The 18930-nt window shown below is 62.4% G+C and carries 28 protein-coding genes; 17 read left to right on the top strand and 11 right to left on the bottom strand.

From position 1 onward, the window contains the following. The first annotated feature begins 34 nt into the window (after positions 1-34). The 8 genes from E5P2_RS28735 (at position 35) to E5P2_RS28700 (ending at position 5651) form a co-directional block, all read left to right on the top strand. The gene (locus E5P2_RS28735; RefSeq protein ID WP_068677278.1) at positions 35-241 is read left to right on the top strand and encodes a hypothetical protein; all 207 of its coding nucleotides are present in this window, start codon (positions 35-37) and stop codon (positions 239-241) included. 118 nt (positions 242-359) lie between these two features. After that, complete coding sequence (locus E5P2_RS28730) at positions 360-920, top strand: hypothetical protein (RefSeq protein WP_068677276.1); 561 nt, start codon at positions 360-362, stop codon at positions 918-920. 51 nt (positions 921-971) lie between these two features. Further along, positions 972-1607 (top strand): hypothetical protein, encoded by a 636-nt coding sequence (locus E5P2_RS28725; RefSeq protein WP_162570768.1) that lies wholly within the window; start codon positions 972-974, stop codon positions 1605-1607. A 76-nt stretch (positions 1608-1683) separates the two neighbouring features. Further along, the gene (locus tag E5P2_RS28720) at positions 1684-2070 is read left to right on the top strand and encodes a hypothetical protein (RefSeq protein ID WP_162570767.1); all 387 of its coding nucleotides are present in this window, start codon (positions 1684-1686) and stop codon (positions 2068-2070) included. Positions 2071-2182: 112 nt separating this feature from the next. Beyond that, positions 2183-2722 carry a hypothetical protein gene (locus E5P2_RS28715; RefSeq protein ID WP_162570766.1) on the top strand — a complete coding sequence of 180 codons (540 nt, stop codon included), beginning with the start codon at positions 2183-2185 and terminating at the stop codon, positions 2720-2722. A 902-nt stretch (positions 2723-3624) separates the two neighbouring features. Continuing rightward, complete coding sequence (locus tag E5P2_RS28710) at positions 3625-4056, top strand: hypothetical protein (RefSeq protein ID WP_162570765.1); 432 nt, start codon at positions 3625-3627, stop codon at positions 4054-4056. A 193-nt stretch (positions 4057-4249) separates the two neighbouring features. Beyond that, positions 4250-4819 (top strand): hypothetical protein, encoded by a 570-nt coding sequence (locus E5P2_RS28705; protein ID WP_162577749.1) that lies wholly within the window; start codon positions 4250-4252, stop codon positions 4817-4819. 121 nt (positions 4820-4940) lie between these two features. Further along, on the top strand, positions 4941-5651 hold the full coding sequence (locus E5P2_RS28700) for a hypothetical protein (RefSeq protein WP_162570763.1): 711 nt from the start codon (positions 4941-4943) through the stop codon (positions 5649-5651). Between the two features lie 67 nt (positions 5652-5718). Here the strand turns inward: E5P2_RS28700 and E5P2_RS28695 are convergent, their stop codons facing one another. The 6 genes from E5P2_RS28695 to E5P2_RS28670 form a co-directional block, all read right to left on the bottom strand. After that, positions 5719-5967, bottom strand: a complete 249-nt coding sequence (locus E5P2_RS28695; protein WP_146039495.1) for a hypothetical protein — start codon at positions 5965-5967, stop codon at positions 5719-5721. 114 nt (positions 5968-6081) lie between these two features. After that, positions 6082-6417 carry a hypothetical protein gene (locus E5P2_RS28690; protein ID WP_068677259.1) on the bottom strand — a complete coding sequence of 112 codons (336 nt, stop codon included), beginning with the start codon at positions 6415-6417 and terminating at the stop codon, positions 6082-6084. A 340-nt stretch (positions 6418-6757) separates the two neighbouring features. Beyond that, the gene (locus E5P2_RS28685; protein WP_068677256.1) at positions 6758-7273 is read right to left on the bottom strand and encodes a hypothetical protein; all 516 of its coding nucleotides are present in this window, start codon (positions 7271-7273) and stop codon (positions 6758-6760) included. Between the two features lie 104 nt (positions 7274-7377). Next, entirely contained in the window at positions 7378-7638 is a 261-nt protein-coding gene (locus E5P2_RS28680; protein WP_162570762.1) for a hypothetical protein, read from the bottom strand. Between the two features lie 41 nt (positions 7639-7679). Then, a complete protein-coding gene (locus tag E5P2_RS28675) occupies positions 7680-8159 on the bottom strand; it encodes a hypothetical protein (RefSeq protein ID WP_162570761.1) in 480 nt (159 codons plus the stop codon). A gap of 43 nt (positions 8160-8202) precedes the next feature. Next, the gene (locus E5P2_RS28670; RefSeq protein ID WP_068677249.1) at positions 8203-8664 is read right to left on the bottom strand and encodes a CYTH domain-containing protein; all 462 of its coding nucleotides are present in this window, start codon (positions 8662-8664) and stop codon (positions 8203-8205) included. A 155-nt stretch (positions 8665-8819) separates the two neighbouring features. Between E5P2_RS28670 and E5P2_RS28665 the strand changes: the two genes are divergently transcribed. Further along, positions 8820-9416 (top strand): NUDIX hydrolase, encoded by a 597-nt coding sequence (locus tag E5P2_RS28665; protein WP_068677247.1) that lies wholly within the window; start codon positions 8820-8822, stop codon positions 9414-9416. Positions 9417-9508: 92 nt separating this feature from the next. Here the strand turns inward: E5P2_RS28665 and E5P2_RS28660 are convergent, their stop codons facing one another. Continuing rightward, on the bottom strand, positions 9509-9973 hold the full coding sequence (locus E5P2_RS28660; RefSeq protein WP_162570760.1) for an FKBP-type peptidyl-prolyl cis-trans isomerase: 465 nt from the start codon (positions 9971-9973) through the stop codon (positions 9509-9511). Positions 9974-10077: 104 nt separating this feature from the next. Here E5P2_RS28660 and E5P2_RS28655 point away from each other — a divergent pair, with 104 nt between their 5' ends. Then, positions 10078-10425 carry a hypothetical protein gene (locus E5P2_RS28655; protein WP_162570759.1) on the top strand — a complete coding sequence of 116 codons (348 nt, stop codon included), beginning with the start codon at positions 10078-10080 and terminating at the stop codon, positions 10423-10425. Positions 10426-10553: 128 nt separating this feature from the next. On the opposite strand, the gene E5P2_RS28650 is transcribed toward E5P2_RS28655, so the two are convergent. Continuing rightward, the gene (locus E5P2_RS28650; RefSeq protein ID WP_162570758.1) at positions 10554-10931 is read right to left on the bottom strand and encodes an HU family DNA-binding protein; all 378 of its coding nucleotides are present in this window, start codon (positions 10929-10931) and stop codon (positions 10554-10556) included. Between the two features lie 258 nt (positions 10932-11189). On the opposite strand from E5P2_RS28650, the gene E5P2_RS28645 reads away from it, so the two are divergent. Continuing rightward, entirely contained in the window at positions 11190-11702 is a 513-nt protein-coding gene (locus tag E5P2_RS28645) for a hypothetical protein (protein WP_162570757.1), read from the top strand. A 45-nt stretch (positions 11703-11747) separates the two neighbouring features. Here the strand turns inward: E5P2_RS28645 and E5P2_RS28640 are convergent, their stop codons facing one another. Further along, positions 11748-12509, bottom strand: a complete 762-nt coding sequence (locus E5P2_RS28640) for a hypothetical protein (protein WP_162570756.1) — start codon at positions 12507-12509, stop codon at positions 11748-11750. Between the two features lie 135 nt (positions 12510-12644). Between E5P2_RS28640 and E5P2_RS28635 the strand changes: the two genes are divergently transcribed. Continuing rightward, positions 12645-13313, top strand: a complete 669-nt coding sequence (locus tag E5P2_RS28635; protein WP_162570755.1) for a hypothetical protein — start codon at positions 12645-12647, stop codon at positions 13311-13313. Between the two features lie 29 nt (positions 13314-13342). Here E5P2_RS28635 and E5P2_RS28630 read toward each other — a convergent pair whose 3' ends face one another. After that, a complete protein-coding gene (locus tag E5P2_RS28630) occupies positions 13343-13810 on the bottom strand; it encodes a hypothetical protein (RefSeq protein ID WP_162570754.1) in 468 nt (155 codons plus the stop codon). A 210-nt stretch (positions 13811-14020) separates the two neighbouring features. Here E5P2_RS28630 and E5P2_RS28625 point away from each other — a divergent pair, with 210 nt between their 5' ends. The 4 genes from E5P2_RS28625 to E5P2_RS37920 all read left to right on the top strand — a co-directional run bounded on the left by E5P2_RS28625 (position 14021) and on the right by E5P2_RS37920 (position 17359). After that, on the top strand, positions 14021-14698 hold the full coding sequence (locus tag E5P2_RS28625; protein ID WP_162570753.1) for a hypothetical protein: 678 nt from the start codon (positions 14021-14023) through the stop codon (positions 14696-14698). A 141-nt stretch (positions 14699-14839) separates the two neighbouring features. Next, positions 14840-15397 carry a hypothetical protein gene (locus E5P2_RS28620; RefSeq protein WP_162570752.1) on the top strand — a complete coding sequence of 186 codons (558 nt, stop codon included), beginning with the start codon at positions 14840-14842 and terminating at the stop codon, positions 15395-15397. Between the two features lie 736 nt (positions 15398-16133). Next, entirely contained in the window at positions 16134-16724 is a 591-nt protein-coding gene (locus E5P2_RS28615) for a hypothetical protein (RefSeq protein ID WP_162570751.1), read from the top strand. 347 nt (positions 16725-17071) lie between these two features. Then, on the top strand, positions 17072-17359 hold the full coding sequence (locus E5P2_RS37920; RefSeq protein ID WP_162595284.1) for a hypothetical protein: 288 nt from the start codon (positions 17072-17074) through the stop codon (positions 17357-17359). A 79-nt stretch (positions 17360-17438) separates the two neighbouring features. Here E5P2_RS37920 and E5P2_RS28610 read toward each other — a convergent pair whose 3' ends face one another. Then, positions 17439-18251 (bottom strand): 5'-3' exonuclease, encoded by an 813-nt coding sequence (locus E5P2_RS28610; protein ID WP_162570750.1) that lies wholly within the window; start codon positions 18249-18251, stop codon positions 17439-17441. A gap of 69 nt (positions 18252-18320) precedes the next feature. On the opposite strand from E5P2_RS28610, the gene E5P2_RS28605 reads away from it, so the two are divergent. After that, positions 18321-18908: a hypothetical protein gene (locus tag E5P2_RS28605; protein ID WP_162570749.1), complete on the top strand. Its 588-nt coding sequence runs from the start codon at positions 18321-18323 to the stop codon at positions 18906-18908. Positions 18909-18930: the final 22 nt, after the last annotated feature.

The raw sequence follows: 18930 nt of genomic DNA, 5'->3' as shown, positions 1-18930 counted from the left end.
GTAAACCCTTCCTCTACTACTTGGAGCAACCGTCATGCCCGTCTCGCACAGCCCGAAGTTCACTGATGATTTTGAGCGCCAGCTCGCTGCCCAGGCAGCCGCGCAAGGTGGCACGAAGGACGGCTACACGTTCAGCGACGCCTTCCACCTGTGCAAGGACGCGCTAACGACCGTAGTGCGTGTCGTGCAACGTCTGCGGGCAATCGCTCAAAGCCGGAAGGTCGGCTTCAACGTCGCCTGAGCGGCCGTAGCCCGACAGAGCCCTGCCGATGCAGGGCTTTTTGCTGGCCAGTGCCGATGCCAATCGCTCGTTTAAGCGCCGCGCGCTATTCAACAGCAACCCCTTTCGGAACTGAACGATGAAATCCCTTCTCCCCCTCGTCTTCGCCGTCGTCATCGCGTGCGGCATTCCAGTTGCGAATGCACAAGGCGGTCCGTCAGCAGGCCTCCTAAGCGCAGCGGCTGACGACTCGACGGCGTTCGAGCTCCTCACGCAGTCCCAGGTTGGCTTTTGGCGCGGCATGTCCCGCGAAGAGCTCGAGTCGCGGACGACGGCCAAGTCGCCTACGCATCGGGTGCTGAACCTAGGTGAGTTCGAGTTCTCGGTTCGGGGCGTCGATTTCGACCCCGAGCAGGGCCTCGTGGCCGCATCCCTTGAATATCGAAGCGATGACCCGGCAAAGATTGAAGCAGCCTACGAGGCCTACAAGCGAGCCCTTGGTGGCCTGAAACCCGACTACGTCCGCTCCGCGCCGAACGGCACGCCTGCGATTCCTGACCTCAAGTTCGAGATGATGGGCTGGAAATCCCCGGACGGCGCGGAGAGTGCGCTCGCGCGGCTTCACTCCTATGCAGGGAAGGCAAAGAGCAAGGGCGCTGTCGCCGCAGGCATCGTCACCTTCGCCCTTCGGCGTCGGTGACCGACGTAATTCAGGCAAGGCAGAATAAGGGGTCCAGTGCAACGACCCTTCATGCCCCACCAAACCGCCCCAGATGCCGACCAGCAGATTGACGAAGTAGCCAGCCGGCATGCAACTGCCGCAGCCTTCTTCGAGCACTGGCCCTCCTCCCTCACGCCAGCCGAGGCCACTCTGCGCGCTCAGCTGCAGTCCTTTGCGACGTTTGGTGCGATGCTGTATGTGTACGTGCTGCATCGGGGCAAGGTCTTCAAGGCGGCGCCCTACCCGAGAGATATCGCGCGAAATGCCGTGAAGAGGCAGTGCTTCTGCAACGCCGCCCAGCTTGCGACAGAGTTCCCCGACAGGTTTGTCTACGTCGAGGGCTATGCGCTATCTGCCATGGCGACAGCCCACGCCTGGTGTGTTACCCACGACGGAACCGTCGTCGACCCGACGTGGGAGAACCCGGAGGAGTGCGCCTATGTGGGCATACCCTTCGACCTGGACTTTGTCACGACGCGCGTACTCGAGACGGGCTACTGGGGCATCTTCGGCGAGATGCCGCAGCGTCAACTGCTTTTGCGCCCCGTCGAAGAAATGGTGCATCAACTGTGGAGAGAAGAGATAGCCGCACGCAAAAAATGGCCCGCGCTCGAGGCCGTTCTATCGGGGACGCCAGAGAAGAACGCCCGCAGCATCCGCCAGTAAGCAGGCTGTCAAGCCGCGACATGGGGCGAGCGGAGCCCTCCTGGCTACACGTCAAAGGACAACCACCCTTTGACCAATGAACCAAAATCCTCCGAACCTGGCCGAGTCCAACTTTCTGCAAATCTGGGAAGCGATTCGCGACGACGCGTTCTCGAAGCGCACCGCTGACTTGCTGGGGGCCCTCAATGGGCTCAAGGGCGCCGGCCCAGAAGCAATGCTGAGCCGTCTGCTGTGCTACATCTACGATATCGCTGTGTACCAGCTCGGCGCCGTGTACGGCGATTTGCTGCCTAGCGATGCAAACGCGCAGCACTTTTTCGTGGCCACACCGATGGGCTTCCCTGGCAGCACCGAGTTGATTCCATCCACGCGCACCGAGGATGAATCCTATGTTCTTGCTGCCAAGCACCTGGCGCTGATGGACAGATATTTAAGCGACTACGCGCAACGTCCGGCGTTGTAACAAGGAGCCCGGGCTACGCCTAGCATGCCTCATTCCGCGCCCTCCCTTTGGAGGGCGCTTTCCTTTGCCTCAGGCACAGAGAAAAGCTGAGCTCCAGGCGCTATACGCCTTCATGTCCTCTATTTTCCTGAAGCTTTGTGAACGCATGGGTCTGTCAGCACGAGCGCTACAAGCCCACGCCCCGGTGGTTGTCCCATTCCTGACCGGAGCGGGCGCGGGGCTGTCCGTCTTGTACGCATGCTTCTGGCTCAACGGCCTGCTCTCTTTCGGAAAACCTGTTTTCTGGGCAATCACCGGCTTGCTGTCGCTCTTCGTCCTTTCCGGTGCCGCCAACGTGACCTTTGCTCGCCGGGAGAATCGAGCCATGCAGCCCGCAGAGCGCGCCTGGTTCGCCGCAATGTCGGGTGCCGTGCCGGCGCTCCTCATCGTTGTCATCGCGCTCGCAATGTCCGCGGGTGCCGTAGTGCTGCGGCTCTTGGCCAAGGGAGACCCTACGGTAACGGCGCAGCCCCTTCAGCCGTTTCTGCTGTGGTGCCTGCTGGCTCTGGTTGTCCTCAGCCCCGCAATGGGCGGCCTGGGCTGGCTCGCGGTGTCGAAGCCGGTGCAAGCCTGGTTCGCAGAGTGCTTTCCGCCGAAGCCGAAGCGCAACTAGCCTGACCCCTCGCCCGTGCGCGCCGGGTGCTTCGTCGTGCACCTGCGGCAGCGCTGCTCCGCTAAATCCGGCACCTAGACGACCTGGGTGCGAGCTTGCCGACGTGGCGCCCCACCTGCGCGCTGACCGCCTGACGGCGCTCGCCTGAAATGCCTGAACAAACCTGCTTGCCGCTTGACGCAATGACCGCCCTACCCGCCCCCGCCACGACACTGCCCGCCATCTGCGCTTGTGACGCGGTACCCGCTGTGTGCCGGCCTCGCCCAGGTGAATTCCTTGCGCGAGGGAGGCGCCGCCGTCCTGACGGAACACCGTACATCGAGTTTAACCGGGGAGCGGGAATATGCGACGGCGACTTCGATTTCCTGAAGGGTGCGCTACTTGAACCCCGTGTGACGATTCTCAGCTTCCTCCCGCCGCACCCGTCGCCAGAGCCCGGGCTTTTGGTCGAACTCGCGCAGCGGGGATACGACCTCGCTACGTTCTCCTTTTCGGTCCACCTCCGGTCCGCACCGTTTGCCCACCCCAAGAGGCTTCGTTCCGTGCCACAGCTGAAAGCAAAGCTGCTGGCCAGGTGGGGCCGCGTCGAGTATGACTGCCCGGACCTTTGCACCTCTTGGGGATTTCCGGCGCGTCGGTGCGACTCGAGCATGCTCATGGGATTCTTCTCAACGCCTCGGTACACCGAAGGCGACCGACAGAGCATCTACACGCCGAAACGTCAACTGAGTTTCCTTGAGGAGTTGAAGGCTCGGCACCTTGATGTCCGCACCGTGCGCATGGCGGTGACGCGAACGCAAAACGACCTCCCCACCGTAGCCCCTTAAGCCGAGGCGAGTCCTGCGCCCACGGCAAGCGGGCCCGTTTTCTACACAGGGCAGAACCCAACTACCTGGAAATCCATGGAAATCCTCACCCTTTCCCAGCGTCGCCAAGCTGCCGAAGCCCTGCTTCGTATTAAACCGGACAGCATGACTGGTCCAGAGCTCGACCTGGCCATCGCGCTGCTTTGTCACAAGCAAATCGACGTTGATGCGGTGCCCCCGCAGCAGCCTCCGCGGGTGCTGACCGACCACGAGTGGGGCCCGTATTCCCCGACGACCGATTGGCGCCTCACCGGGGAACTCCTGTCAAACGTCGGACTCGTCTCGGGCTCTCACGCCATCTATGGTGAAGGCGCTGAATCCGAAACCGTGGTCAAGCACTGGTACAGCTGCCACGCATACGTGGGCGGGACCAGCACGGAAGGCTACGACCTGCAAACCGTCGTTGGTATCACGGCAGCAAAGCTGCTCGCTCACGAGGTCGAGTTTTCTCCTGCATGGAAAGCTTAGCTCCGCCCGCACCCTGATTGGGCCGTCCCTGTGGACGGCCTTTCTCTTGGGGCGGCCGCGTCAGCGCACTCGTAGCTACAGGAGGAAGGACAACTTACCCGTACCAATGAATCTCTCATCCTATCCGAGCCGGAGCTTTCGCAAGCTTTGGCACCAAGGCAGCCTCAACCCTGTCGACAAAGGCGTTCGAGGCGTGAGCTACGAAGGCGCCGGGCTCTCCGTGTCTCAGCACCCCGATGCCTGGGAGCAAATCGCGCGCCTTGGTGGCCTGCCACTCTGGGTGCTGAGCCGCAAGGACCGAAGCGCCGGCCGCTTCATCGACTACCGCCGCCTTGGCCCTAGCCAGCAACATAAACTCGCGCAGGAAGGTACCCGCCGCGGCTGGCTTCAACGGGCAACCAGGCACAGGTTGCAGTGGACCGACCCCGAGGTGGGCGACAAGCGGTACTGCCTTTTCGCCGACGAAGACAAGGCTAGGGCCGAAGCCGACGATATCGAGCAATGGGCGGAGAACATCACGACGGACCTCATCGAGATGGACGTCGCCACCCCGCTCCTCGCCAAAGTAACGGGGCAAGAGGTTTCTGATGACCTGGCGGTTGACATGGTGCTGACCGGCATTGTCGAGGAACTCGATGTGTTCGACGGGGTCTGGTGGGCCGACCGCCTGGACCCAGCAAACTTCTCTGCCCCAAGGGGCTGCATCTCCATGAGCGCCCTTTGCCGTTGGGACGTGGAGCAGCGCGCCCCAGCAAGGCGTTGACCACAATCATTCGAGCTAGCCCGACCCAGGGCTCGCCTTTTCTTTGTCTATGAATGCCGAACCTTCGGGCCGCCCCTGAAGCGCTTTCCTACACGTCGCAGGAAATCTACAGGAGCATCCCATGACCCACTCAGACATGGCAATCGCCATTCTTCAGAAGACCAACGACGGCGACGACCTGAGCCCTTCAGACCTTCATCTGCTGGAAGGCGCGGTCAACGGCCGTTTGACCAGCAGAGCCGTCGAGCTGTTCGAGGCAATGCATAGGAACGTCACCGAGGGGACGTACGCAACCTGGCAGCGGACGTATCTGGCGCCGCACCTCACCAAGGCACCCGACGGAAACGTCTACTGGAAGGGCATTGCGGTTGAACACTATTCCTTCCCGCCGGAACGCCGAGACGAGGAACTGACGCAGGCCCGAATGCTTGCCGCCCGCTGCCAGCAACTGGAGGCCGTCGACATCCCCGTGAACTCGCGGACCGTGCTCTGTGCGGATTGCTACGACGCGCCGACGGATAGCCCTTGGAAGCAACTGCTCGGGAAGTATTACAGCTTCATGAGGAAGAACGGACACGTCATCGGCCTGTTCCACGTCAAGTTGTCAGAGACAGGACAGCTCGGCATTGCCGCGGTCAGCGCGAAAGATGGCGTCGCAACGGTCGAGCGCCACCTTGAGGCCTACGACGCGTTCCACCACTACCAGCGACTTGGCTTCGAAAGCCAGCAATCGTCGTCCTACGACCACACGGCCCGCTTGCTGGAAGCGCTTGGCCTGCAGCCGGACGTCCTTAAGGCAACACTCGCCGCCGATTCCGAATTGGCAAAATGATTTCGCCCCGCTCGCAGAAAGTCGAGCGGGGCGTTTTTCCGGGTCCGATGGACTCGGGGACCGAGGGCTAGGGGTGCTGCCGCGCCCGCGGGTGAGGCACTAGTGCCCTGGCCAGCGCGAGCACATCCCTTGCGACCAGTTTCGCCTGTACGCAGTCCTTGACGTTCGGGCCTGCCCGCTTGCAGAGCGCCTTCGCCTCCTCGAATCGCGGGCCGGAGGTTTCGACGAGGACGATGGCATTTCGATTGGCGCCCATGGCGAATGCTGGGGCGACTGTCATCGCCAGGAGTGCTGCTGCGAGGAGATTTCTGTTCATAAAGCGGTGCTGCTCAAAAGGGGCCATCAACGGTGGCGCGCCAGCTTTGGAATAGCACTGCCATTTATCGCCTCAGGGAAAAGCCGACACGAGGTCGGCTTTCGAAAGGGCTTGTCAGCGCACCAACGAGAGCTTGCGAACTACAGCGGTGGGCGGCTCGGGCGTCAGTTTGGGGCTCGGGGGCACTTCAGTCTGCGCAGCCACCGCAAACTCCTCGTCATGAACGGCGAGCTCATCGTTTGCTGCCAAACTGAGTTGGTCTACTGCGAGCCGGCCATCTGAAGACGTCAGGTCGAGGAGCTGAATCTCTGCCGGGCCGCGGATTTGACCGGCCTCGTAGAGGGCGCGGATGGGACCGGCGAGTACCTCTTCCATCTTCACCGGCCCAGGCGCTTGCATGAACGCTGCAATCGGAACGGAGAGGGGGCGGATGGCGACGAAGTGGCTCATTCTTGTGTCCTTTGTGTGTGCAAAACCTGTATAGGCAGGCACTTTAGGCAGGCACTTTAGGCAGGCGCTTTAGGGAGGCCGAGCCTGCCCAACGACGGCCGCGATACCACCTCGGCCTCACAGCTCCCGCGCGACGACCTTTACCGCGGCTTGACCGAGCATCTTGGCGACGTGGGCCTACTGCGTCCCTGGACTAGGCCAAGCTCATCGGATTGCGCCGCGAATAGCACGCTCATTCCCCTGCCCGCTTCTGCGGGCGTTTTACCGTCCACACCTGCGGTCAGGGCGACGAGAAAAAGCCCCGCGGATGCCGCGGGGCCGAATGTTGCGAGAGTGGCCTTCAGCCGGGGGTCAGCGCCGGCGACCAGACGCCGCTGTAGGCGACGCCTCGACAGCGAGCAACCTCAGCGATAGCGCACGTAAGGCGGTCTTGCCGGTCCCCGACTACACCTGGCTGCAGGCGGTCGGCCCCATACGCCACGGGATTACCGTTCACCGGCGTTCTGGTCAACAGCAACCAGGCAGCGGAACTGCGCTCGGCCACATTTCCGAGAGTGGCGCCAATTCGGCATCGCAGCTCATAGTTGGTCAGGTCCCTGACTTCCCAATCGATTTCGGCGACCTCAAGCTTCACCCTCCCAAGCCTGCGCGCGAGCTCGGGCACCACGCCCCAAACGAGGCTGGAATCGTAGGTGCAGTCGTCGGGTCGGAGGGTCGTACTTTTCCGGGCTTCACGCGCCAGCTTCAGCAGTGCGGACGCGAGCCACTGATTGGTAAGCCGGTACAAGCGGTTCGCCTCCGAAGCCTCCTGGTCTAGCCTGCTGCGGCATTCTTCGCTCAAGTGCATTCTGAACATCGGTTCTCCTGAAAGTAGTCCTGCCGTGTGTAGGTAGCCGCGCGACCTGCCCAAGAAAAAAGCCCCGCAGTGCGGGGCTCGTGAATCTACGGTAGAAGGCTTGCTCAGCGAGCAATCGGGGTGATGTCGGCCAGGTTGGCCTCCTCGATTCGAATGCCGTAAATATCGGCGTCCGAATACAGGATGCCTTGCTTGTTCTCAATGAAGCTGAGGTCATCGACCACCCAGGGTTCGGAGCCGCCGCCCAGCTTGGCGCAACGCGTCCCCGCGGGGACCGTGACTTCGTATTTCGAAGGACCGACCGTCGTGGTGACTTCGGCCTTCGTGCGGGCAGTGTGGGTGCGGGGAGTCGGTGTGCTTTTCATATCTGTCTGCAAAAAAGGGGTTCTTTGGGGAGCGGCCAGCGTCAGGCTTGCCTTGATTCCTTGAACTTCGATTTCAAGAGTGTGAGAAATCTCGCGGGGGTCAGGTAGTACGCCGTAGGCGTCCGGGCATCCACCTCAATCGTACCCTGTTCAGGGTTGTAGGCGTAGTCGTGGTCGTCGCCAAGGCCGCACACGAGAACGTCAAGGCGCTTCAAGCCTTCGTAGCATTGAAGGAAGCCTTCGGATTCCTCGGCGCAGATGCCTCGCACCAGGTGGGCATAGGCGTCGGGTTGCTCGTCCTCCAACAAGAAGCAGCGGGCGAGCGCTTCCGGCTGGTCGTTGAACGCCGCGTTTGGGTAAATTGCCGGGCCAATCAGCCGGCGGGCCAGGCTCTCGGTGACCGCCTTCAAGTCCTTTTGGAGCTCGTAGTCGGCCATGACATTCATCTCGAGCATCGCTGCCGCGGCGTTCTCCTTCAGCAGCAGGAGAGCTCGCGCGACCTGGCTTTCGTTGTGTTCCATTGAGGTAGAGGGAAGTTGTCCTCTCTCGTGTAGAGAATCAGGCCTAGGCTGGGACCCGGCGACTTACCGCCAGCTCCGAATTCCGGTACCTGGGGTCGTGGCTGACCTCGTCGCCGAGCCATGCCGGCCGCGGAAAGTCCTGTTCCTCGGACCCAAGCTCAACTTCTGCGACGACCAAACCGTCCAGTTCGCCCTCAAAGACGTCGACCTCGAAGGTCACATCGCGGACGGGGATGAGGTAGCGCACCTTCGTGAGGCGGCCCAAGCTTGCATGGCCGTTCAGGAGGTCCTCGGCATCGCTGAGGGGGATGGGGTACTCAAATTCCGCGCGGGATAGCCCTTGGGTGTTGCTCTTGAGGGTCAGAAATCCCTTGTCGCCAGCGACCCGCACTCGAACGGTCATTCCGTTGTCAGCCAGATATCCCTGGCCAATATGGGTCCCGGCCAGCCCCGAGAGCACGGAGCGGTCCCTCACAAGAAACTTTCGTTCGATTTCAGTGGCCATGACAAATCCTTTCAGTTCGGGGGTCTAGCGATGGCACTTAGCTACACAGGCGAGGACTGGCAAAGCCATCAATCCTCGTATTGGACCTCCCGCGCGCCCGCGTCGCAGAGCCTCTACCGGGGACCGAATTTGGACACACATGATGAGGAGAGATTTTGATTGAGACTGTGAAGAAGACGGTGAAGGCCTATTTGGCGCGCAATCCGCACGAAGCAGCCGGCCTCCGTGCGTTGCAGGCCCAGCTTGCCGACGACCGGGACATTTTCCTTCGCTCGAACATGCGGGGCCATCTGACCTCCAGCATGCTCGTTCTGGACGAGACCCGAGCCAGGGTGTTGGTCATCCACCACAAAGCCTACAACCGCTGGTTGCCGCCAGGCGGGCATGCTGAGCAGCCCTGCTCGTTGTTCGACTCGGCGCTGCGCGAAGCTGAGGAAGAGACTGGGGTGACAGACCTCAACTGCCCGGGGGCCTGGAGCCTCGCGCCCATCCCCCTGGACATCAACACCCACGCGATTGCCGCGCAGCAGCGCAAGAACGAAGGCAAGCACTGGCACCACGACTTCGTCTACCTGGGTATGGTGGATGAGCCGTACGACCCCGTGCCTCAAATCGAGGAAGTTCACTCGTGCCGCTGGCTTGACTTGGCAGAGTTCGCAAATGACCCCGACGAAACCAACCAACGGCTGGCTCGGAAGGTGCAGCCGCTCATCGCTGCCGGCATGCTCCCGAGAGCTCGAGCACTAGCTTGATTGTGGAAACCCGCCTGGCACATGCGCCTGGCGGGTTTTTCCTATTCCCCGGGAAGCCAGCACACCACAGGACGCCCGCCTGGGAGCGCCCTCTATTGGTCGGAACCGATGCTGAGCAGCTCGATGTCGAACTTCAGCACGCTGTTTGGCGGAATGCTGCCGGGCACCCCCCGCTGGCCATAGGCGGTGTCGCTGGGGCAAGTTAGAGTCGCCTTGCCTCCGACCTGCATTGTTTGTACGCCGTCTGTCCAGCACTTGACTACGCGGCTCAAGGGAAGGGCGATGGGCTTGCCCCGCCTATGGGAGCTGTCGAATTCCGAACCGTCCGGCAGGGTGCCGCGATAGTGCACCTTTACGGTGTCCGAGGCCGTAGGGTGGGCGCCGGCACCCTTCAAGGTGTGCTGCACCCTGACCCCCGAAGGAAGTGTCTCGACTTTGCGGGCAGCTGAAGTGGCTACCACGGTGGCTGTGGTGGCGACAACCTCGGCCGCCGGTAGAGCAGCGTGAGCCGAGGTGGCGAAGAATGCGGAAGCGAGCAGGAAGGTAAACGGTTCCATGGCCTAAGGTGGCAGTTCGTTGGATGAGATATAGCTCCCCTCCTTAAACGTCAGGCGCGCTCAGCCGCGCGCCTATACCAATGAGGACCACTCACCCCCAAACCATGACACCTGAAGACTTTGCCGGGCCAACGCCCGAGGCGCGAGATGCGCAGCTGCGCCAGTACCGTGCTAGGGCCGCCTACTACGACTCCTTCGCTCTCGAGGGTGTCAACAACGACTGGAAGCATCCGAAGGTTGTGTCCGCGCGCGCAGCCTACGAGGCGACAGTGACCGAATTGGTCGGGCTGCTCGGAGAGCAGGCAGACTGCCGCCTGGTCGACACGGACCTCTGGTCGGCATTCTCGGATGCTCACAAGGACGACGTTGGCTTCCGCCCTCGAACGCCGAGAAGCAGGACCGCGGTCCTTCGCTGGTTCGAGAACCTCAAGGCCACGGCCGAACATAGCTGATTGATTCCAAGCCTGGCTCTCCCTCCGAGATGCCAGGCTTTTTTATGGCACGGTGCCACCCCCGTCAGCGGCCGCCCAACAATGAGAAACGGCCCCGTAGGGCCGCCTCCTAGAGCCAAGCTCTCAGCTTACTTCTTCGCCTTCTTGGCGGGCGCTGCAGCCTTCTTCGCCGGCGCGGACTTCTTGGCTAACGGCGTGGCAGCAACCTTGTCGGCCTTGCGCTTGGCGGCCTTCGGGTCGATGGCGGCCTTGAAGGCGGCGCCCGGCACGAACTTCGGCACCTTCTGCGCGGCAATCTTGATTTTCTCTCCCAGGCGCGGGTTAAATCCAGAGCGAGCAGCGCGGGAGACTTGCTTGAACGTGCCAAATCCGATGATTTGGACAGGCTCTCCCTTCTTCACGGCACCGATGATGGCGCTGGTGAAGGTCTCGACGATGCGCGCAGCCTCTGCCTTGCTCACATCGTGGGTGGATGCAATCTTCTCGACCAGTTCGATACGGTTCATTTCAGTTTTCCTTGGAATAGTTCACCATGTTGCCTATGGCGGCGCAGCTTCTAAAGCGAAGTTGCAAGCGGCGCGAGTGTATCCCACCTTCGGAGCCCACTAGAGAGAGGCCTCGGGAAGATGTGGCTGCGCTGACACCTCTAGCAGGAGCAATTCTGGGCCAAGGCCGAGTTCGTGATGTGCCGCCCGAAGTCCTGCCCCCGCCAAGGCACCGCCGGAGGCGACAATGGCGCATTGCATGCCCCGTCCCCTCCCACAATGAAGCCGCTTCCACCTGAGCTCGCCGACCTGGTCGACGGAATTATCAAGAAAGTACGAATCGACGTCGAAGCCGGAAATGCACCTCAGGCGTTCGCCATAGTGGGCAGCACCTTGTCCCGGGAAGTGTTTGAAGTGCCGCTGCCTACCGATGAAGACCAGGCCAAGACGCAAGCCGCGGAGCACATCAGACGTGTCGCATCGCTGATGAGCGCGGACTTCGTCGTTCTCGTGGTCAACTCCTGGGGCCTTCCGAAGCGAAAACTCAAGTACTTCGACGCCATCATGGATAAGTACGGCTCAGTCGGCAACAGCCCCTATCGCGTGAGCCAGATGGCCTTCACGGTAGAGACGAACGAAGGCGTCTGGCTTGGGACCGCCCCTCTGGTGAAGAACCCGCGCAAGGTCCGCGGGGACACGTTTGGCGCAGTGACGTTCTTTTCTGGCACCACGTCGGACACGGCCGGCGTGTTCTCAAGCCTGCTTCCGCAGGTCAGGGCCACGCGGCACTAGGCGACAAGTAAAGCGCTGAAGTCGGGGCACCCATCGACGAGCACCTCATCCCGTATGTCGCTTGGTTGGACTTTTGCGGAAGCTGAGTTGGTCGAAGCCAGCTTGCGCAATGCGGTACTTGTCCGCAATGCCGACCATGGGGCGCGATTCCGGTGCCAGTACGCCGCCCCAGAACATGTCGAGCTCCTGATAGGCCTGATAGGCATCGAATAGCCGGTAGAACTCCACCGTTTCCAGCGCGGGGTTCAGCGTCAGGCTTACCCGGCTAACGCCAACTCCCCTGCGCTCAGCCTCCTTGACCGCGATGGCAACACGCTGGGTGACCGCCCAGTCGAAGAGTTCGGTGCGACCCTGTTCGCCTAGAAAGTCGCCGACTTTCTCGGCAAGCGTGCGCTTGGAGCGCCACCCCTTTGCCTTCAGCTCCTTCTCCGGCACATGTCGGCTCAGGTCGGCAATGGCCCCCGGCGCGTTGTAAAAGACATGTTCATCGACGGCGTAGCAGTCGGTCAAGTCGTGGTCCCGTGGCGGGCGGTAGCCGCGCAGGTGGCGCCCGTATAGGCGGACACGGAGGCCACGGTACAACTTGCCGGCAAAGAGGATGTGGAGTGCGTCGAGCGCGACCACACTGCCGTCAGCGATTTCGATACGGCGCGGAATCCCCGCTGCGGTGAGGCCATTCCAGGGAACAGGAACGGCTCCCTCCGCAAACTGCTGGCGTGCGGCCGTTCGCACGAACACCCGTGTCTTATCCGCGCCCAGGGCCTGAGCGTTGTCGTAATAGTCCCGGAATTTGGAAAGTACGCGCATTTAACCGGCGCTCTGCACGCCTATAGGGTTTGTTCACAGGATAGGGCACGCGTTTAGCCCGCATGCCACCGCCGGAGGCCGGCAGGTTTGCGATAATCCTGGGCCCAACGCCCGCTGCTCCCCTGAAAGACCCCGATGATTGAGGCTCGCGCCCTGGACCCGACGAAAGTTCGCGACATCGCGCCACTGGTGCTTGACGAAGGCGGCCGACTCAAAGTTATGCCGGCCGCATTTTATGAAGGGACGACGGTTGAGGAGCGGGCTATTTTTGGCGTCCGCCACGCCGCATACGGGCTGCCAACGCTGGAGCTTGTGGCTTGGCTGAAGGCGTTGATTGGTGACAGGCCCGCCTTGGAGATTGGGGCAGGGACGGGTGTCCTCAGCGATGCGCTCGGCATCATTGGCACTGACAACCTCATGCAGCAATGGCCGCACATCCGAGCGCACTATGCCGCCCTGCGCCAGCCAGTCATCGCCTACGGGGCAAATGTTAGGCAGTACGACGCCGTCGACGCGGTGTGCGCGCTCAAGCCGAAGGTGGTGGTTGCCTCATGGGTCACTCACAAGTACGACCCGGCCCGCCACGAAGCCGGCGGAAACGAGCACGGCGTAGTCGAAGAGGAAATCATCCGCAACTGCGAAACCTACGTGGTCATCGGGAACACACACGTCCACCGGGCCAAGTCCATCTGGTCCTTACCTCACACGCTCCTCCACCCCTCGTGGCTGTACTCCCGCGCACACAATGGCTCCCGAGAGTTCATCGCGGTGTGGGGCAAGTACGCGCCGTGGCGAGCGGCCTAAAAAGAGAGCCCTCCGGTGGAGGGCTCGAATCATCGGTCGGTCTCGGGTGCTTTCGTTAAGGCGAACTCGATGCGGTCAGCGTCAAGCATCAGGTAGGAATCCCCGCCGCCCTCGGTTTCATTGCGGTAGATGACCGCGTCATAGCCGGCGCCTTCGAGCAATGCTCGGAAGCCAGCCTGGTCGAGATAGCCTTCGTCCCACAGCGCATCACTCTGCTCCGCCGAGATGACACCTGCGTTCCTCAACGCCGGGATGACGTTGTTGAGGCTCCACGTATGGCAGTCAGCCATGCGCAAAGGGCTTTGCATCGTGAGGAGGCACGGGAGAATGCGCGCGCCCTCGAGGTCGTCCTCGTCGCCTCCCTGTAGGAGGTGCTCCAACCTGCGGTTAGCCGTATCCTTCGAGCCGAAATGGTAGCCAACGTCATCGCTGAGTTCGAAGCGGGGGAAATCCTCGCGCGCAACCGTCGCGTGGTAGGCAAGAACATGCATTGGCATGGGCAGTAGCTCCCTAAAGTAGTCCTGCCCTGTGTAGCCACCATTCGGGGCCGGCGAGGGAATCGCCCTGGGGGCGCTCGACTGGCTAAACGACATACTCGCAGCATCTAAAACGCCAACAGCTTGCGCCTCGATACTGCTGATGCTAAAATGCTTCTAAGGCGGCGCTGCGCTCGCGTACCACCTCCCCTTAGAAACAGGCAATCTAAAATGCAAAAATCCATTCATGTCACCGTCGCAGTCGCTGCTGTCCTCATCCTCGCCGGCTGCGGCTCGGTCAACTCCACCCTTGCGAAGCGCCACGAAACCGTGGAGCACTACCACGTGTTCCAAGTGAAGACCCGCGCAACCCCGGACGCCGTCATCAAGGCTACCGCCGACGGCTTGGCCCGCAACACGAACTCGGTGGTGCAAAACCGTCCCTTGCAGATGGGCGCCAAGGTCCCCGAGACGGCCGGTCGCTTCCAGCTCGTCGACCCTGCCGCGGCACTGGGCGGGACCTCGCTGGGCGCAATCATGGCCATGCAGGGGGGCGCCGGCGCCTCCATTCCACGCGTTGCCAAGTGCGACGGCGCCGTCTGGACGTCGCGTGCCAATCGCAGCGTCTCGGGGTCCGACAACCTGACCCTGTACACCTGCATCTATCGATACAAGGATGGCTACGAGCTGAACATGTATGCCGTGTTCCAGAAGGCGAGCGGCGGGCTGAGCGGCCTGGCGCGGGACGCCGTGGCAAGCGCAATTGGTACTCCAGAGGAGTGGACCAACAAGACCATCCTCGACATGGCGCGCAGCGTGGAATCGGCAACGGGTGCCAAAGTCGAATACGTGGAAGGCCAGCCGGAAATCGGGGCCGTGCCAAAGGTCGACCAGCTGACCCAGCGTTGAGCCCTCCCGGTTCACTCAAGAGGGGCCTTCGCGGCCCCCTTTTTTTTTACCAGCAAGCTCCGCACGGCCTTAGGGGCGGGCGCAAGGAATGGCCTGAGCCTGCTTGCTAGACGAACCAGGACCACTCATACAAGACAACCCATGCCCACCCAAGCCCCAAAGCGCTTTTACGGCGACGACAACCTGGCCAACCCGGCAGCGGAACTGCGAGAGCTGAGAATTCAGCTTCACGCGACGTACACGCACTGGATTGCGCGCAACTGGCACCCTCGCGACTTCGTCTGCGCAGTCGAACACACCGCAGACGTTGCCTTCGCTTCCTTCCTGCTGGAAGGTTCTCCGGATTTTTCAGGGGAGCCTCCGCCGCCACTTGAGCCGGCAATCTTGGCCGTACCCCGTTCTGGCCAAGACCATGGCGCGCCGATACGGTTCTACGACGAGTTGAGCTCGCTCAGCCCGGAAATCGACCCAAAGGCCTTGGACCGGGTCCTCGCTCCGCACTTCATCCGCTGGGTTCTGGACGGGTGGCTCGCGCGCGATTTCAAGCAAGCGGCATCGGCCTGCGCTGCGGGCATCGTCTATGACCATCACCTTTGCAGCCAATTGGGCGGTCTTGGCGGTGGCAGAACGGCCCTCGAGTTTTTGACCGAGTCGTACCGCTTCGTAGAGCGCGCGGCAGCCCAACCGGCAGGCCGCTGATTCCTATCGCCTTCCCGTGCCTTCTCGCCCGGGAAGGCGTTTTCTTCCGGGCTGATGCGGCTACAGCGCCGTCTCTATTCCAGTCACAACGCGTACCCGCTTCGATTCCGAGGAGCCTCCAAATGCTGAAGCTGAAAACTCTCGCCGCCGTGTTGGCCACCCTCGCCATGCTGGCAGTTTCGCTGCCCGCAGATGCCCGCGCCGGCAGCCCGTCCGGTTCGAAGTCATCATTTACGTCCTCCCGCAGTGTCACCGCAACTCCCGCGAGGGCGCCGGTCCGCGCGGGTGGCGGAGCGTCGGTAGGGTTGCGGCGCTCCGAAGCCATGCGCGAGGCGCGCTCGCGGCCCGCTGAGCCTGCCCGCTCATACTCGCGAGCCACTGAGGTGCCTGCTACACAGCCGACGGGCAACGGGAATAGCATCATCGGAAGCAATGTGCCGCGGCGCGAGGGCACGCCCCTCACGGCGGGTGGCGGTTCGGCGGGCGGAGGCTCCGCCGGAAACTACGCTCGGCCGGCCACCCAGGAAGCGCCACGCCGCGGTTGGAGCGGGGCCCAGATTGCGGGCGCCGCCGCCCTTGCCGGTGTCGCGGGCTACGCGATGGCGGACAACCGAGACCCCGCTCCCACGTCGACACCCACCCAGACACCCCAGGTGCACGAAGCTCGAATCGGAAGCACGAGGCCCCCGAGGCGGGGGGCTATTCCGAACGGGCGCCTCGGGCTACATCGGCCGCCGTGAACAACCCACCCACGTCACAAACAGAAAAGCCTGCGCCCGCGAGCATGCTCGGTGGCCTGCTCCTGGCCTTGCTGGTCGTGGTTGGCGCTTTCTTCCTCCTGCGCAGTCTGGTGAAGCGAGACCGCGGCAACCAGCCGGCGGGTCAAGCCGGGACGAACAAGGCCGGCAGCGACCCAGCGCTGGCGACGACGCCTAGCCCCCGCGCGACTGCTGCGCCGTCGGCCGACGCACAGTCCGAACTGCTGCGGGAAGCCCCGGAGCTGTTTCGACGCGTGCAGGACGCCAACAACCGAGGTGACCTGGAAGAACTGGCAGCGTTGAGCGACGATGGTGACTTACTGCAGTACTTTGTCTCGAGCATCAATGAACGGAACGAAGCGCCGCGTACCAAAGTTCTCGCCGTGAGCGTCCGGGGCAATCGTGTGCTCGACTTCGTAAGCTCGGCGGCGTCCTTCACTGGCAGCATCCACTTCAAGGCGGAAATCGCCGAGGGGGATGACCCCTCTGAAGTCATCGAAGAGGTCTGGCACTTCCTGAAACCCTCGGGCGGGGGAACCTGGAAGCTTGCCGGTATCGAGCAACTCTGACAGACATCTCTGCGAACCGTGCCCCCTCGCTCACGTGCAGGGGGCACTTTGCCGTAGGCTACGAAGCTCCAGGAGGCCGAGCGTCCGACGGGCCGCTAGGAAAGTCGTTGATTTGGCGCGATGCCTCGGGCTTCCAGCGCGGCGGAAACCGAGGCTGCTATGCACTCCGGCGCGTAGCGGAGGGTTTGGCTCTCGTCTAAGCCAAGGGCGTCGAGCACGCGTGCGAGCGCGAGGAAATAGGCTCGAAGCCTTTCGTACGGTACTTCACCGTCCAGCTGAACAGTTTGGCCGCTGGCGCGATTGAGCCGGCGAGCCAGCTCCTCCGCATACGCAAATCGAACCCGGTCATGCCCAAAGTCTCCAGAGATGCTCAGTCGGGCGTCATGGGTGAAGTCGTCGCTCTGGATGAATACCGGGCCGTCGTTTGCTTGCGCAGCGGTCCAGGGGCCGGCTTCTTATACCGGGGACTGCTGTCGGCAGCCCGCTTCGTACATCCCGAAGGCATCGTTCGTCAGTTTGTTAGCGTAGTTGTGCCCGTTGCGCTCAAGGTCGTAGCCGCGATTCCGGGCCAACTCCACGAACGCACGCCGGCTCTGGGCATGACGATTCGACACTGTCTCCTCCGCGAGATGTAGTTCCAAAAATAGCGAAGCGTTTTAGCCAAAAAAAATGGCTGCCCCGACTTTCAGCGGGGCAGCAGGAATGATGGAAAGTTCAGGCCGCTACCGGAACTTGGTAGCGCAGCTGGTTCCAGGTCAGGCCGAGCGAGATGTCTGTCTTGAACGCAACGAGCTTCCGGGACAGGCGAACCTGGTCGACGTGCGCGCGAAGGTTCTCGGCGCGCTTGCCTTTCAGTTCGCCTGCCGCAGCCAGTAGGTTCTCCAGGCCACCGTACTTGGCAATCCATTGGCCCGCCGTCGTCGCCCCAACGTCGGGGACGCCTGGCACATCGTCCGAATCGTCGCCCGTCAACGCCAGCACGTCATGAACCAACTCGGGCGGCACGAAGAACTTGGCCTTGACCCAGGCGGCGTCACGCCACTCCGGCTTGAAGTGGTCCCGGATTCGGGCGCCCTGTGCGAGCATGATGGTCATGTCCTTGTCGTTGGACACCACCACGAGTTCAGCACCGGGCTTTCTCTTGGCCCAAAGGCCGCCGACTGTGCCGATGACGTCATCCGCCTCGACACCTTCGACCGAGATTGAATGGATGCCGATGTCCTTGATGCGCTCGCGGAACTCAGGCAGCGCCGCTCGGAGGTCCTGGGGCATCGGCTTTCGCTTCTGCCGATAGGCTGGGTACAGGTCGTGCCGCCAGGTGCGACCGCCGAAATCGAACGGGGCAAGTACGTGGCTTGGCCGGTGCTCGCTCAGTGCGCGCCTGAAGGAAGCCAGCGACGAGCGCAGTGCGCCTTGGGCCTTCTCAGGCGAATCGTCGGCCGGAATGGCTTCGTAGACGCGCCGTACGATGTTCAGTCCGTCGATGAGGAGGAGCTTTTCCTCAGGGGGTTGTTCGTAGTCTTCCATTGATGCCTCTTTCTGATAACAGGTCCTGGAGCGTGTAGCGAGTCAGCCACGGGAGGCGCGGATATAGGCGTGGTGCATCTCGGCTCCACCATTGACCATGCGATAGCTACAGGGGGCATCAGGACAACCCAACGAAAGAACGACCAAATGACATCCTCCAAGACTCTCCTCGAGGCCAAGGCGCCCCTAAAGCCCAAGCCCACGGCTGCAGAACGGAGTGCCGCGCTGGTCCAGCGCAAGGCCGCCGAAGCCGCGGCTGAAGCCGAACGAATCGGGCGCTTCGAGACCGAGCGCCCAGTCTGGTGGCTGCGAATCTGGGCGAAGGCCCTGCGGCTTTCCCTCCTGGCACGCGACCACACCGGCTTTCGCGACGCGTATAGCTGGTGGTTTGACGACTTCCGCGTGGATGCCGTGGCACAGTCCTTCCACCTGGAGTCGACCGGCGGCCGCGCGAACGTGCACGCCGAATCGGGCACCGCGGCCTGCGAGTTCGAGCAGATTGACGCGGCCCTGGACCGCGCCATCACCTGGTTCGACGAATACCTCGCCGAGCAGGAGCGCCTGCGCCAAGCCGAGCTCGAACGCCAGGAGCATCGAAAAAGGGGCCTGGAAAAGCTCACCGATGCCGAAAAGTCCGCCCTAGGCCTAATTCGCTAACCACTCCTTCAGGGCCCGCACA

Source organism: Variovorax sp. SRS16, from assembly GCF_901827165.1.
Lineage (GTDB): Bacteria > Pseudomonadota > Gammaproteobacteria > Burkholderiales > Burkholderiaceae_C > Variovorax.
This window is presented reverse-complemented; position numbering and strand designations above follow the sequence as displayed.

Coding starts and splice junctions, on each gene's coding strand:
- E5P2_RS28670 (WP_068677249.1), bottom strand. CDS start 8,664: ATGGCCACTGAAATCGAACGAAAGTTTCTTGTGAGGGACCGCTCCGTG.
- E5P2_RS28620 (WP_162570752.1), top strand. CDS start 14,840: ATGCCCACCCAAGCCCCAAAGCGCTTTTACGGCGACGACAACCTGGCC.
- E5P2_RS28645 (WP_162570757.1), top strand. CDS start 11,190: ATGAAGCCGCTTCCACCTGAGCTCGCCGACCTGGTCGACGGAATTATC.
- E5P2_RS28680 (WP_162570762.1), bottom strand. CDS start 7,638: ATGAAAAGCACACCGACTCCCCGCACCCACACTGCCCGCACGAAGGCC.
- E5P2_RS28690 (WP_068677259.1), bottom strand. CDS start 6,417: ATGAGCCACTTCGTCGCCATCCGCCCCCTCTCCGTTCCGATTGCAGCG.
- E5P2_RS28730 (WP_068677276.1), top strand. CDS start 360: ATGAAATCCCTTCTCCCCCTCGTCTTCGCCGTCGTCATCGCGTGCGGC.
- E5P2_RS28635 (WP_162570755.1), top strand. CDS start 12,645: ATGATTGAGGCTCGCGCCCTGGACCCGACGAAAGTTCGCGACATCGCG.
- E5P2_RS28625 (WP_162570753.1), top strand. CDS start 14,021: ATGCAAAAATCCATTCATGTCACCGTCGCAGTCGCTGCTGTCCTCATC.
- E5P2_RS28700 (WP_162570763.1), top strand. CDS start 4,941: ATGACCCACTCAGACATGGCAATCGCCATTCTTCAGAAGACCAACGAC.
- E5P2_RS28720 (WP_162570767.1), top strand. CDS start 1,684: ATGAACCAAAATCCTCCGAACCTGGCCGAGTCCAACTTTCTGCAAATC.
- E5P2_RS37920 (WP_162595284.1), top strand. CDS start 17,072: ATGCCCAAAGTCTCCAGAGATGCTCAGTCGGGCGTCATGGGTGAAGTC.
- E5P2_RS28650 (WP_162570758.1), bottom strand. CDS start 10,931: ATGAACCGTATCGAACTGGTCGAGAAGATTGCATCCACCCACGATGTG.
- E5P2_RS28675 (WP_162570761.1), bottom strand. CDS start 8,159: ATGGAACACAACGAAAGCCAGGTCGCGCGAGCTCTCCTGCTGCTGAAG.
- E5P2_RS28655 (WP_162570759.1), top strand. CDS start 10,078: ATGACACCTGAAGACTTTGCCGGGCCAACGCCCGAGGCGCGAGATGCG.
- E5P2_RS28725 (WP_162570768.1), top strand. CDS start 972: ATGCCCCACCAAACCGCCCCAGATGCCGACCAGCAGATTGACGAAGTA.
- E5P2_RS28715 (WP_162570766.1), top strand. CDS start 2,183: ATGTCCTCTATTTTCCTGAAGCTTTGTGAACGCATGGGTCTGTCAGCA.
- E5P2_RS28735 (WP_068677278.1), top strand. CDS start 35: ATGCCCGTCTCGCACAGCCCGAAGTTCACTGATGATTTTGAGCGCCAG.
- E5P2_RS28685 (WP_068677256.1), bottom strand. CDS start 7,273: ATGTTCAGAATGCACTTGAGCGAAGAATGCCGCAGCAGGCTAGACCAG.
- E5P2_RS28630 (WP_162570754.1), bottom strand. CDS start 13,810: ATGCCAATGCATGTTCTTGCCTACCACGCGACGGTTGCGCGCGAGGAT.
- E5P2_RS28710 (WP_162570765.1), top strand. CDS start 3,625: ATGGAAATCCTCACCCTTTCCCAGCGTCGCCAAGCTGCCGAAGCCCTG.
- E5P2_RS28640 (WP_162570756.1), bottom strand. CDS start 12,509: ATGCGCGTACTTTCCAAATTCCGGGACTATTACGACAACGCTCAGGCC.
- E5P2_RS28610 (WP_162570750.1), bottom strand. CDS start 18,251: ATGGAAGACTACGAACAACCCCCTGAGGAAAAGCTCCTCCTCATCGAC.
- E5P2_RS28695 (WP_146039495.1), bottom strand. CDS start 5,967: ATGAACAGAAATCTCCTCGCAGCAGCACTCCTGGCGATGACAGTCGCC.
- E5P2_RS28660 (WP_162570760.1), bottom strand. CDS start 9,973: ATGGAACCGTTTACCTTCCTGCTCGCTTCCGCATTCTTCGCCACCTCG.